The organism is Phaeobacter sp. JH20_26 (assembly GCF_048056275.1).
Lineage (GTDB): Bacteria > Pseudomonadota > Alphaproteobacteria > Rhodobacterales > Rhodobacteraceae > Phaeobacter > Phaeobacter bryozoorum.
Genome location: NZ_JAYMWL010000008.1, coordinates 93577 through 106710 on the forward strand (window position 1 = coordinate 93577; position 13134 = coordinate 106710).

The following is a 13134-nucleotide window of genomic DNA, read 5'->3' on the forward strand; positions in this document are numbered from 1 at the left end:
GCATGGCCACAGGCGATCTGAACATTGCCCTGATCTTGAAACTGGTTGACCAGGTGTCGGCCCCGGCGCGGCAGGCGACTGCGGCGCTGGACAAGATCGGCCACGTCACCGAACAGACCGGGCGCCGTGGTGTGGAATGGGCCAATCAACAGCTTGAAGCCAACAAGGCGCGCCGCTCTGCCCTGCAAGGCGAGGTTCTGGGGCTAGCCGCATTGGGCGGCACCCTGCTTGGCTTGACCGAACCCGCCATTCAGGCCGAACGGCGTTTGGCCGAGGTGTCCAAGGTGGTGTCATTCAAGGACGCCGATGGGCTGAATATCCTGCAAACGCAGATCCGCGAATTGGTGACCTCTGGCGGGTTGGCCGCCACCGCCGAAGGCATGACCGATATCATCGCCGCCGCTGGTCGGATGGGCGTGGTAGATGAAAACCTGCCCGATGATGAGAAACGTCGCCAGTTGCTGGAATTTGCCACCGACGCTGCCAAGATGAGCGCCGCCTTTGGCATCACTGCCGATGAGGCCGGAACCGCGCTGGCGCGTTGGCGTCAGAACCTGAACCTAACCCACAGCGAAGCCATGGTCTTGGGCGATACCGTGAACCTGCTCGGCAATACCATGGCGACCAGCGAGGCCGACATTCTAGCCGTGATCAACCGGCAAGGCACCGTTGCCAAATCCGCCGGTCTTGCCGCCGATGAAATCGCCGCGCTTAGCGCCACATTGCTGGCCGCAGGCGCGGCTCCAGAGGTGGCCGCAACGGGGCTGAAAAACTTCACCAACGCGCTGACCCGTGGCAGCAATGTCACCAAACGCCAACGCGCCGTCTACAAGGCCCTCGGCCTGGACCCGGAACAGCTCGCCAAAGACATGCAGGACGATGCGACCGGCGCCATCTTGAAGGTGATCAAGTCGTTTGACAGCATCCCGGTTCATCAGCGCAATTCGATGGTCGGCATTCTTTTTGGTGAGGAAGCCAAGGGCGCGATCACCCCCCTGATCACGAATGTCGAAATGCTGGAGACCGCCTTTGCCAAGGCCGCCGATACCGCAAGCCTGCTCGGACTGATGGAGGAAGAATACAGCCGACAGGCGGCCACCACCTTTGTGCAGCGCCAGCGCCTGCTGGAGTTCGCCAAGGGGCTGGCCGTTGTCGTCGGCGCTGCCGTTCTGCCGCAGATGAATGAGCTGATGGCCACGCTGATGCCGATTGTGGCTGCGATGACAGATTGGGCCGCCGCCCACCCCGCTCTGATCAACGGCGTGATGAAAGCGACACTCGCATTGTTCAGCCTGCGGCTTGCATCCATTGCCCTGCGCTGGTCGCTGTTCTCGATCCTGCCGGTATTCCTGCACATCATCCGTGCGGGCAGCGGCTTGCTGATGTTGGCGCCACTTCTGGCGCGTGGATTGCTGGCGCTGTTGAACCCGCTGAAACTGGTGCGCGGCGCGTTGATTGCGATCCGCTGGGCATTTCTGGCCACCGGCATAGGCGCGCTCCTGGCCGGTGTCGCGATGGCGGGTATCTGGATCTACAACAACTGGTCCGGCCTTGGCGCGTTCTTTACCGGATTCTGGGAAGGGTTCCGCGCCGCCCTTGGTCCTGCCGCGCCAATGCTGGACGCAATCATCCAGGCCGCGCGTGATCTTTGGGAGTGGTTTAGCAATCTCCTGGGACCGCTGGACGCCAGCCGCGACGCCTGGACGTCCTGGGGCACCGATGCTGGGGCCGCGCTTGGTCAAATGGTGGCCTCGCTGTTTGAGTGGGACGGCAGCTTAGGCCGGGTCATTGCCTCAGCCGCAGCACTCTATGCGGGCTTTGCCGCGTTGCGCCTGATCTGGTGGCTGCCCATGGCCCCCATTTTCGCGGCGGGCAAACTGCTGATGTGGGTTGGCAAAGGTCCGCTGTTGTTGTTGCTGCGCGGGGTCAAGCTGCTGAGCGGTGCCTTTGTCCGCCTTGGCGCTCTGGCCATGGCCAATCCGATTGGCCTGGTCATCGCAGCCGTCGCCGCACTTGCCTATGTCGTCTATGACAATTGGGACAAGATCGTCGGCGCAGTCACCGAGAAAATCGAACTGGTGCGCGCGGCCTTTGACGAAGGGCTGATCAAAGGCGTGTTCAAGCTGCTGGCAGAGTTCAACCCCTTCACCCTTGCGATAGAGGGCGCCATCGGGCTGGTGGCCTATGTCATGGAGCTGTTGGGCGTCCCGCAGCAAATCATTGCCAAGTTCCGCGAAATCTCTCTCTTTGCCAGCGGCGTCACGTTGATGAAAACACTCTGGGACGGCATGGCCTCAATCGTGGACCAGGCGGTGACGTTCATCACCAACAAACTGGCCAATCTCAAGCCGCAATGGCTGACAGATCTGCAAGCCTGGGCCAGCGGCGACAGCCCCACCGCCAAGGCAGCGACCGGCAGCGGGCGCGAACGCTCGCCTAAAGCACATCCCCTGAGCGGGCAGCGAGACGCGGGCGGGCCGGTGCGCGCCGGGATGCCCTATCTGGTCGGGGAACGCAGCGCCGAGATCTTTGTGCCTGGCGTATCCGGCAGCATCCTGCCCACGCGGGTTCTGAAGGCGGCAATGGCGGCGACCTCGCTGTCGATCCCGGCGGCCGCCGTCGCAGGTCCCGGCGAAATCCAGCGCCAGATTGATCCGCGCCCGGCTCTGTCCACGCAGTCCGCCGCACCGCAGATCACCCGCCAGGGCGACACGATCAATATCACCATCGCCCCGCCGCAGGGCACCGATGAGGCTGCAATTGCGCGGATGGTGATGCAAGAGCTGAACCGACGGGAAAGCGCCCGCCGCGCCGACCTGCATGATGGGTTGGATTACTGATGTTGAGTATGGTCATGATGGCCCTTGGCGGCTTTCGCTTTGGTATGGGCGGGGGTTCCTACCAGCAGTTTGCCCGCACCGCCGCCTACCGCTGGGAAAAGGTGAATCGGATTGGACGTGCCCCGGCCCTTCAGTTCACCGGACCAGACGCCGAGGAGCTGCGGCTTGAAGGGGTAATTTACCCCCATTTCAAAGGCGGTCTACGGCAGGTTGAAATGATGCGGTTGCAGGCCAAGGTGGCCAAACCGATGATGATGGTCGATGGCCTCGGCTGGGTCTGGGACCGCTGGGTGATCACCCATGTTGAGGAACGCAAAAGCGTCTTTCTGGCCGATGGCGCTCCCCGCAAGATTGAGTTCTCTCTGACCCTGCAAGCCTATGGCCAGGACAACGGCGTCCTGTCCTCATTCCTCGGGGGGCTGTGATGCAGACCTACCGCACCAGCGAGGGCGATATGATCGACGAGATCTGCAAGGATCACTATGGCCACGAGGACATTACCGTTGCCGTTTATGAGGCAAATCCGGGGCTGGCGCGGCTTGGCCCCATCCTCCCCAAGGGGGTGCTGATCACCCTGCCCGATCCGGCCCCGGCCACCGTCCGTAAGCCGCTGCGTCTCTGGGGCACGTCATGAAAGTCGCCTATCAGATTATAGCCGATGGTGAGGACGTCACCGGCAATTTTGCCGACCGGCTGATCGGCTTGACCGTCATTGATGAGGCGGGCAGCAAATCCGACCGCGCAGAGATCACAGTGGACGACCGCGACTATGCCATCGCCCTGCCTAAAACCGGCGCCGCGTTGCAAATCTCGCTTGGCTTCACCGGCAATCTGGTGGAGATCGGGCGCTTTGTGGTGGATGAGCTGAGCGGAAGCATTGCGCCGGATATTCTGACCATCGGTGCCAAGGCCGCCGATATGCTGAGCGGTATCCGGGCGCGCAAATCGCGGTCCTGGCGCAACGTGTCCCTTGCCGACATTGTGACCAAGATTGCGGGTGAACACGGGCTGAAACCGGTGATCAGCGACAGCCTGAAAGCCCATCGCTATGCGTATCTTGCGCAGACCACCGAAAGCGACCTCAACTTCCTGACCCGTCTGGCCAAGGATCTGGACGCCGTTGCCAAACCGGCGGGCGGTGCTCTGGTTGTGGCCAAGCGCGGGGAAAACAGGGCCGCTGATGGCTCTGCCCTGCCGGTGTTCGAAGTGAACCGCGCGCAGATGGCGTCTTGCGACTGGCAACTGCAAGGGCGCGGCAAATATGGCTGCGTCATCGTGGAATGGGCCGACCTTGGCAGCGCTGAAATCCGCACATGCAAGGCCGGAGACAAAGACCCCAAGCTGAAGCTACGCCACCGCTACCCGAACGAGGCCGAAGCACAGCGCGCCGCCGACGCCGCCCTGTCCCGCGCCGCCCGCGCCAGCGGATCTGTTAGTGTTCAGCTCGGCGGCTTCTGGGGTGATCTGATGGCCGAGGCCAAGGTGAACCTGACCGGCATCAAGCCCGAACTGGAAGGCGAATGGTTGATCACCAGCGTCACCCACCGCCTCGACGCCAAACTCACAACCAGTTTCAAAGCAGAACGCGACAACGAAAAGGCTAAGAAATAGATCTCGCGCTGAGATCAGCCCTCACGGTACCGAACCGTTTCAACGGCAGTAAGAAGCACGGCGTATTCGGGACTTCGCAGCCGGGGTCTCCAAATGACTATATCGCCCACCAGAATAACGGCGACAGTCAAGCGCGTGGCCAGCAGCGATAACGGCCGCTCCAATATCTTGGCCTTCGGCATAGCAGACACCAATATAGCGATCATAAGAACGTTCGCCATTCAGGCTGCATTCTACGCTCTTACCGGCAAGGAAATTGACCATCCAACGCCTGGCGTCCTTCCCCGCGCTGGTTTTCAACTCTGGCGCATCCACGCCCTGTAGTCGAACTGGTGTTCCGTTAACCACGATTGTGTCAGCATCTCGCACCCGTAGCCCAGCAGCCGAAGCGGGAATTGAAACCACAAGAGCGAGCGCCACGGCAATTGCAGGTTTCATAGCGACCGCACTGGATAGTCTCATTCTGCTACGCCCTAGTGTTCGAAACTGTTGCCCTCTCCGTAGCATCGAACACAGCCGAGGACAGCCCAAAGTTGCTGCCACCGCTCCCATCCTGACTTGATATGGGTCAGTTTAATGCCGCACGATCCATGCAATTTATAGGTGATTCATATTCCGGGGGGAAACCATGCGCAAATTTCTAAATATTCTGGCAGTTTTCGCTGTCGTTGGTGTTGGGGACATCGCAGTTGCGGCTGATCTGAACCACAGCATGTCGGATCTACAAGAAAGTACCAACCCAGCAGCCTACACAGCGGCAACTTGGGAGCGCCTTCGTGCGCTTGGCATCGACACTGAGGCAACGATCTGGAATGCCGCTTGCTGTAAGACCTGCCGCAAAGGGAAAGCCTGTGGAAACTCTTGTATCAGTCGCAGCAAAACCTGTCGTAAGGGCCGAGGGTGCGCTTGCGATGGATGAAAATAGCCTTTTCCTCCAGAAATCATGGGCCTTGGCAAAGCAGTTTACAGCCCTGAGCAGACATCGGTGCTGGTTCAAGCGGAGGACGCCCAACGCAAACAGTTGCTAGTTTGCCGCCATGGAGTGCGCAGTACATCAATGAAGCCATGCGTTTGACGCGGCAACGAGAGGTTAACGAGAACGCATTTCGGTCAGCACTTGCTCAAAATCAATATTGAACTCCGATCGGCAGACTTCCGGTAGACTGCTGCCCGGGAAGCGAAAATTTGTCGCCGCACTCAGCTCCATAATGCGCATCTGAACAGCATTTCGACGCAACGCAATGTGTGTGTTTTTATTCGCAGTGTCTTCCAGTAAGCGATAGTTTTCTTGGCACTCATCTTTTAGCTGGGTGCGTTCGGCATTTTGCAATTTGGCAACCTGCTTTTCTAACTTACGGCGAATATTCGAGCCACAGATCAGAGAAATTAGACCGTGTTGCGCATCGGCATAGAGAGCATCGGACAACTCATAATGGTCAAATTTCGAAAGGTCTTGATAATCGCACACAAAGTTTTCAGAGGCGTGGCAATCCGAAAGGGTCGCGCGCGCGGCTTGGGGAATAGAGGCCTTGTCAAAGTTGCTACTGCTGGTCCAAGAAGGCGGAGCTCCTGTGCAAAACAAACGGATCGACCGATCATCTTCATTTCGTATGGCGCGCCAAAACGCGTCCTTCGAAAATGCGTACCCACGCTTCGTTAAAGCCTCAATCGCATCGTCAGGCTCTAGGGCTGCTACGACTTGCTGAGTTGCAGTAGCACCTTCCCTCGTGGCGTCTATCAACTCATCAATGCCCTGCACCACCGTGCCGGGTTTAACGAGCGAGAGATAGCCAATTGTGATTGTTATGAATATTGCGATGGCGGTAAGCACGGTCTGCGTGACCGAGTGTTTTGCGAAAAATGCCTCTGCTTTGCTCTCAAATTTAGGCAGACTAAAAATCTTCGACCAAAGCCTCTTAAACATCACCATCTCCATTGCACAGGTTGATTAGAGCTTTCTGCGTGTCAACTTCCTGAATTTTCGATCCAACATCAAACACAAAAGCCAATCACGATTGGGGGCTGTTGCAGAACTCTGACGCCTAAGGGTTCACTTCGCGAACCCATGTGTCCCAGCACCGCAGCGTCAAACTCGCTCCGTGAACGGCTGCTCCGGACCGATCTCGCCTCGTTAGCGGGCTTGCGTCTTAGACTTTGAAAAGGGTGAAATCTGCGCTGATGCATGCTCAAATTGGCAGGCGGCACATTCGAGGCGATCTGCTATACGTACTTTGGCTGGGAGGAGAGGTTGTGTACTATTTAGAGCTTCTACGCCCCGCTGCGCTTCTTGATGAGACAATCATCTTTGACCACCGAGTCGGACTTAGAAATAATTTGCTGCAACTTGAAGTGTCCAAGTTTGCAAACGGAAATGTCCCGCTACAATCATCAATTAATACAAACATATCAATAAGCTACATGCTTCGATCTGCGAAAATGTGAAAAATGTTTACATGCAGGCTTGAAACCGTGCGGGGGCAGTCCGATATTCCATAATGTGAAGCGCATTTACATGGACGCCGAACCTCGCAACGTTAACCTGGAGACCCCGATGACGAGTTACACCTCTACCGCCCCGCACCCGTCCGAACAGGGCTGGTTTTCCCGCAGTGAATCCTGGCTCGACAGCAAAGGCAAAGGCGCCTGGATTGCCGCCATGGTCCTCGGCTTCGTCTTTTTCTGGCCGGTTGGCCTCGCCCTGTTGTTTTACATGATCTGGAGCAAGCGCATGTTCTCGAAATCCTGCACCACACGCCGTAAATCCTGGGCCCGTCATGGCATGTCCGCGATGACCCCGTCCGGCAACAGCGCTTTTGACGCCTACAAGGCCGATACGCTGCACCGGCTGGAGCAGGAACAGCATGATTTCGAAGCCTTCCTGCAACGTCTGCGGGCTGCAAAGGATAAATCGGAATTCGATCAGTTCATGCACGAACGCGCGCTGCAGAACGACGATGAAGCCATCGAAATTGATGATTCAGAGGATGACGCGGACAGCCCGCGCAGCAAGCGTCACTGACCAGAGCCAGCTCCGCCCGCATTGGGCGGGGCCTATCCCGGCGGGAGCGGCCTGACGCCGAAGCTGATGATCAGCCCGCGTGTCAGCCGCCACCCTGGCCAGACGGCCAAACCATGAGCCCGGTTCCCCGCCCCGGTTCTTTCGACCCCGTTATCGCGATAAGGAAGCTTTGATGACCGCCCTGCCCGATCCAGACTACCAGGCTGATTTCTATCAGCTGGTCCCTGCCAAACGTCTGTTTGCCTGGCTTATCGACAGCCTGTTGATCACCGTTCTTGCCAGTATCGCCGTGGTTTTCACCGCCTTTACCGGGCTGTTCATCTGGCCGCTGCTCTATCTGGTGATCGGTTTCATCTATCGTGCTGCAACCATCGCTTCTGGTTCCGCGACCTGGGGCATGGCCGTCGCAGGCATCGAATTGCGCGACCTGTCGGGACGCAAGCTCGACGGCCAGGGCGCCTTGCTGCATACCGCCGGATATACAGTTTCCATGGCCTTCCCGCTGCTGCAGGTGATCTCCATCCTCATGATGCTGATGTCCGCGCGCGGTCAGGGGCTGACGGATGCGGTGATGGGGACCGTCATGCTGAACCGGCGCCGCTGATCTGCCGTCTGGTTCAAGGCGAAGATGGGCAATCTGTAAACCTTAATCCCAACTGGCCTCTTGGCGCAGTGCGATGGCATTGCTATCATTCAAGATAACCCTGTGGCCAGAATGCCCCGATCTGTCAGCGGCTCCGTGATCAGTACTCGGCGCCCGCGCGACACTCGGGGCCATTTGTGCCAAGCCCAAACGGACACCTGACCGCCTGATGCGCCACACTCTGCCGATTGCCCCACAGTTCTACGTGACTGCGCCGCAGCCCTGCCCCTATCTGGCAGATCGGATGGAGCGCAAACTGTTCACCGCCCTGCAGGGCGATGGTGTCGAACAGCTCAACAACAGCCTGTCGCAGCAGGGATTCCGCCGCTCGCAGAATGTTCTGTACCGGCCATCCTGCTCCGATTGCTCCGCCTGCCTGTCTGCCCGGATCAATGTCGCCGCCTTCACCGCCAGCCGGGGGCAGAAACGCACGTTGAAGCGCAACGCCGGGCTGGATCGGCGCGCGACCTCTCCCTGGGCGACCGAAGATCAATATGCGCTGTTCCGCAACTACCTCGACAGCCGGCACGCCGATGGCGGCATGGCCGATATGGATGTCTTCGAGTATGCCGCCATGATCGAGGAGACGCCCATTCGCAGCCGCGTCGTCGAATATATCGACCGCGACAGCAACGCGCTGACGGCGGTGTCGCTGACCGATGTGCTGGAGGATGGGCTGAGCATGGTCTATTCCTTCTATCGGCCCGATCTGCCGCAGAACTCGCTCGGCACCTTCATGATCCTGGATCACATCGACATCGCGCGCGAGGCCGGGCTGCCCTATGTCTACCTCGGCTATTGGGTGCCAGGCAGCGCCAAGATGGGCTACAAGGCGAAGTTCACCGGGCTTGAAGTCTATCATCGCGGCGCCTGGCAGCCGATGACCGATCCCGACGCCTTTGATGACACGGCGCACCCGCTGTCGACCGATCCGATTGCGGAACAGGTCGCTAATATTCACCTGCCGGAATCGCGCAGCCACAGCAGGTAACCCAATGCAATCTCTTCATGCCGTGACGCTGATCGTCCCGGACTACGACAGCGCGATCGCGTTTTACTGCGGCACCCTCGGATGGCAGCTGGCCGAAGATGTCGATCAGGGGCGCAAGCGCTGGGTCCGGATCCTGCCGCCGGGCGCCCGTGAGGGCAGCCTGATCCTGGCCCGGGCCGACAGTGATGCCCAAAAGACCATCATCGGCAATCAATTTGGCGGCCGCGTCGGATTGTTCCTGCACACCGATGACTTCGCCCGAGACCATGCCGCCATGCTGGCCGCAGGCGTCACCTTCGACGAAGCACCCCGCCATGAACCCTACGGATGGGTTGCGGTCTGGCGCGACCCGTTCGGCAACCGCTGGGATCTGCTCCAGCTCACCTGAACCGCAGGGCGCCGGTCCCATTCGGCACCGCCCCTTCAGCTGCCATCGGCAAACGGCTGCATGGCCAATCTTCTGGCGTCAAATATCCCGGGGTGAATGCGCCGCATGGCGCAGAGGGGCAGCGCCCCTGTTTCTGCTTTCGCCCCGGTGCCGACATGAAAAAAGGGCCCCGCAAGCGGGGCCCTTTGTCGTCTTTGGCTGATTGCAATCAGTTTGGCATCAGCGCCGGCACGATTGTCACGATGGAGGGGAACATCCACAGGATCCCCAGACCCACCACCTGGATCAGCACAAATGGCAGGATCCCGCGATAGATATGGCCTGTGGTCACCTCCTTCGGTGCCACCCCGCGCAGATAGAACAGCGCAAATCCAAACGGCGGCGTCAGGAACGACGTCTGCAGGTTCACCGCAACCATGATGGTCACCCACTTCGGATCGAAGGAGCCGCCGTAGATCACCGGCCCGACAATCGGGATCACGATGTAGATGATCTCCAGGAAGTCGAGCACGAAGCCAAGGATGAACAGCACCACCATCACGATCAGGAAGACCTTCAGCTCGCTGTCAAAGCTCTTGAGGAACTGCTGGATATAGTGTTCCCCGCCAAAGGAGATCACCACCAGATTGAGCAGCTGCGAGCCGATCAGGATGGTGAAGACCATCGACGTGACCTTGGCCGTTTCGCGCACCACCGGTGTCAGCACCCCGCCCTTGAACAGCACCCAGCAACCGTAGAGCAGCCCGAAGAGCGCAAAGAGATAGGCGCCATAGGCCACACCAAAGGCGATGATGGTCTCTGCCGAAACCCCATCCTGCCCATTGATCCGCAGATCGAAGTTGACACCAACTAGGATACAGATCGCCACCGCAAGGGTTGCCCAGATGATGATCCAGCCGGATTTCCCCTGGTCCTGCAGCTTGCGGTAGGCCGCCAGCATGATGGCGCCCCCAGCCCCCAGCGCCGCAGCGGGCGTCGGGTTGGTGATGCCGCCCAGAATGGACCCCAGCACCGCAATGATCAGGATCAGCGGCGGGAACACCACGCGGATCAGATCATTCTGTGAACTGCGCACCGCCGCGACCTTGCACCCATAGAGCGCCAGGAGGCTTGGCAGCGCGATCAGCAGCACGGTGACCCCGGGCGTCGTGGTCGGTGAAATTGCCACGATATCGACCAGCGCAATCAGCAGCACGCCAATCGCCCCCAGGATCAAGGGCTTGGGATCCCGCGAGGGCGAAACCCCGCGACCAACCGCCAGCGTCAGCCCCATCAGCACCATCAGCACGGTCAGACCGGTGCCAATCGGAGCCGCGGCTTCGATCTTGGCGACACGGGCTGCGGCCATCTCGTCCTCGGTCAGCTTGGTTGCCTGGGCAACGCCGCCTGCGTCGTCGATGCTCTTCTGCTCGGCGACAGCGGCATCCCAGGCCTCCTGACCATGCAGGTCAATCATTGCCGCCTGACAGTCCGCACCCACATTGGTGCGCAGCGATGCCGTCTGCCCCGCATCGGAGAAGGTCGAAACCGTGATGTTCTGGCTACCGATCAGGTTCACCTGGCCCAGCAGCAACGCACCGGCAATCAGCGCCACCGGCACACCGAGGAACCAGGTGAGGCCTTCGCCACGGGTGATCGGCTCGCCTGTACCGCCCTCAAGCACAACTGCCGGAGCTTTCTCCGGATTCAGCAGCGCATAGCCAAAGGCATAGAGCGCATAAAGAAGCGCCAGCAGGATACCCGGCAGCAGCGCGGCCTGGAACAGCGTCCCGACCGAAACAACCGCTGGCTCACCCAGATAGGTCAGCGCATCGGAGCAGCCGAATTCCTGCGCACGGGTTTCCTGTGCGGTGGAATAGAGATCCCCCGCAAGCGTGCCCAGAAGAACGATCACGATGGAGGGCGGAATGATCTGCCCCAGCGTGCCCGAGGCGGCGATCACACCGGTCGCCAGTTCCGGCGAATAGTTGTTGCGCAGCATGGTGGGCAGCGCCAGCAGGCCCATGGTCACCACGGTTGCGCCGACGATCCCGGTGGAGGCCGCAAGGAAAGCGCCCACAACCACGATGGAAACTGCCAGACCGCCGGGCAGCGGACCAAAGACGCGCGCCATGGTGGTCAGCAGGTCGTTGGCGATCTTCGACCGTTCCAGCGTGATGCCCATCAGGACGAACATCAGCACTGCCAGCAGGGTCTCGATCGAGGCACCGGCCAGAACCCGTTCGTTCATACGGTTCACGACAAAGGAGATGTTGCGGTCCATCGCAACTTCCCAACCCTGCGGGAATACCGCCTCGGCGACCCGTGGCAGTTCAGGATATCTGAACACCGATATGACATCCGGCTTGACGCCGGAGCCCACCAGGTCGCGATAGACCTGCGACGAGGTGTCGATGGCCTGGTGAACCAGGATCCCGGCACTGTCGAGCGCCGCAATGATCCCGAAGGAGATGATGCCGGCTCCGCCAATGGCAAAGGCCACTGGAAAGCCGGAGAGAATGCCTCCGAAAAGGCAGAAGAAGACAATGATCAGGCCGATTTCAACGCCATCAAGTCCGAATAGCATGGGGGCTGTCCCTTATTTAATGCGCGCCTTCATAGGCTTCTTCACCTTCACCAAGGCTGTCCTTGTCGAGGTGTTTGTTCTCGCTGCCGGGGCCTTCCACAAACTCAAGATACGAGCGGTAGAAAAACGCGATGGCATGCAGGAATACGATACCGGCGAATGTCACCAGAAGGATCTTGAACAGGAAGTATCCGTTGAACCCATTGGGGCTGAAGCCGATGGTCTCGATGTTCCAGCGCAGCGCGCGGGATTTCATCACCAGACGCTCCAGCGTGTCCGAGGCCGAGGGCTTCGGCACGATCAGGTGGCGCCACAGGAAGTACCAGCCATACATCCAGGTCAGCACGGCGGCGGGCATCATGAAGATCAGCGATCCCAGCATGTCCACCACCCGCTTGGCCCGGAAGCTGATGCCGGAGTAGATCAGATCGACCCGCACGTGGCCGCCCTGCACAAAGGTGTATGTGACACAAAGGCAGACCACCAAGGCATTGTAAAGCTTCAGTTCTTCTGCGAACCAGCTGATGTCTTTTTCCAGCGCGATACCCAGACCAAAGCTCATGTCCGGGCGCGCAAACACCCGTTGCATGAAGACGATGATGATCTGTTGCAGCACCATCAGAAGACCTGCCCAGGCAAACAGCCGACCCAGCGTGTTGGCAAAGCCCTCCAGTCCGCGCACGACCCCCCACATGATGGAGCGGCGATACATGCCGACCGCCGTCAGCACCAGAAACGCGGTGAAGACAACAAAGAAGAACTCAACCGACCCGCCATAGTAGACGAACCGCATGATGGAAGCCTTGTCCGACCAGTCGAGCCAGAGCTGCGGGTTGGCGACGGCATAGCCGAAGTTGTAAAAGGCGCCCGCGATGTTCTGTACCAGCCAGATCAGGCCGTCCAGTAAGGTCCCGAAAAAGGAAACGCCACTTTCGTCCTGCATTTTTCCCTCGAATAAATGCGTGCAGCGCGGGCGGTCTGGATCGTCATCATAGGGATAATAATCAGGCCGCACGGATCCTGGGACCCGATGGACACTAATGGCGCGAGCCATCCGTGTCGGCTGCTATTGCGAA

The 13134-nt window shown here is 59.5% G+C and carries 12 protein-coding genes; 8 read left to right on the top strand and 4 right to left on the bottom strand.

Annotated features, from left to right (window positions below; translation table 11 throughout):
* The first annotated feature begins 2 nt into the window (after positions 1 to 2).
* From VWY60_RS03085 to VWY60_RS03100, 4 genes are read left to right on the top strand one after another with little or no spacing between them, the layout of a single operon-like run.
* On the top strand, positions 3 to 2840 hold the full coding sequence (locus VWY60_RS03085; protein ID WP_416539797.1) for a phage tail tape measure protein: 2838 nt from the start codon (positions 3 to 5) through the stop codon (positions 2838 to 2840).
* A complete protein-coding gene (locus tag VWY60_RS03090; protein ID WP_416538862.1) occupies positions 2840 to 3265 on the top strand; it encodes a phage tail protein in 426 nt (141 codons plus the stop codon). Before VWY60_RS03085 ends, VWY60_RS03090 begins: the two co-directional genes overlap by 1 nt.
* Positions 3265 to 3474: a tail protein X gene (locus VWY60_RS03095; RefSeq protein ID WP_416539798.1), complete on the top strand. Its 210-nt coding sequence runs from the start codon at positions 3265 to 3267 to the stop codon at positions 3472 to 3474. Before VWY60_RS03090 ends, VWY60_RS03095 begins: the two co-directional genes overlap by 1 nt.
* Positions 3471 to 4451 (top strand): phage late control D family protein, encoded by a 981-nt coding sequence (locus VWY60_RS03100; protein ID WP_416539799.1) that lies wholly within the window; start codon positions 3471 to 3473, stop codon positions 4449 to 4451. The genes VWY60_RS03095 and VWY60_RS03100 overlap by 4 nt, the downstream gene beginning before the upstream one ends.
* Positions 4452 to 4490: 39 nt before the next feature.
* Here the strand turns inward: VWY60_RS03100 and VWY60_RS03105 are convergent, their stop codons facing one another.
* Both VWY60_RS03105 and VWY60_RS03110 read right to left on the bottom strand, forming a co-directional pair.
* Positions 4491 to 5003, bottom strand: coding sequence for a thermonuclease family protein (locus VWY60_RS03105; protein WP_416539800.1), 513 nt, complete (start codon positions 5001 to 5003; stop codon positions 4491 to 4493).
* Between the two features lie 538 nt (positions 5004 to 5541).
* Positions 5542 to 6375 carry a hypothetical protein gene (locus tag VWY60_RS03110; protein WP_416539801.1) on the bottom strand — a complete coding sequence of 278 codons (834 nt, stop codon included), beginning with the start codon at positions 6373 to 6375 and terminating at the stop codon, positions 5542 to 5544.
* Positions 6376 to 7002: 627 nt separating this feature from the next.
* On the opposite strand from VWY60_RS03110, the gene VWY60_RS03115 reads away from it, so the two are divergent.
* The 4 genes from VWY60_RS03115 to VWY60_RS03130 all read left to right on the top strand — a co-directional run bounded on the left by VWY60_RS03115 (position 7003) and on the right by VWY60_RS03130 (position 9492).
* Positions 7003 to 7470, top strand: coding sequence for a DUF2852 domain-containing protein (locus VWY60_RS03115; RefSeq protein WP_416539802.1), 468 nt, complete (start codon positions 7003 to 7005; stop codon positions 7468 to 7470).
* Positions 7471 to 7642: 172 nt separating this feature from the next.
* A complete protein-coding gene (locus tag VWY60_RS03120; protein ID WP_340545903.1) occupies positions 7643 to 8074 on the top strand; it encodes an RDD family protein in 432 nt (143 codons plus the stop codon).
* Between the two features lie 208 nt (positions 8075 to 8282).
* On the top strand, positions 8283 to 9104 hold the full coding sequence (locus tag VWY60_RS03125; RefSeq protein ID WP_340545904.1) for an arginyltransferase: 822 nt from the start codon (positions 8283 to 8285) through the stop codon (positions 9102 to 9104).
* A gap of 4 nt (positions 9105 to 9108) precedes the next feature.
* Complete coding sequence (locus VWY60_RS03130; protein WP_340545905.1) at positions 9109 to 9492, top strand: VOC family protein; 384 nt, start codon at positions 9109 to 9111, stop codon at positions 9490 to 9492.
* 208 nt (positions 9493 to 9700) lie between these two features.
* On the opposite strand, the gene VWY60_RS03135 is transcribed toward VWY60_RS03130, so the two are convergent.
* Both VWY60_RS03135 and VWY60_RS03140 read right to left on the bottom strand, forming a co-directional pair.
* Positions 9701 to 12058, bottom strand: coding sequence for a TRAP transporter large permease (locus VWY60_RS03135; protein ID WP_416534231.1), 2358 nt, complete (start codon positions 12056 to 12058; stop codon positions 9701 to 9703).
* Positions 12059 to 12074: 16 nt separating this feature from the next.
* A complete protein-coding gene (locus VWY60_RS03140; RefSeq protein ID WP_416534232.1) occupies positions 12075 to 13001 on the bottom strand; it encodes a TRAP transporter small permease subunit in 927 nt (308 codons plus the stop codon).
* Between the last annotated feature and the right edge of the window lie 133 nt (positions 13002 to 13134).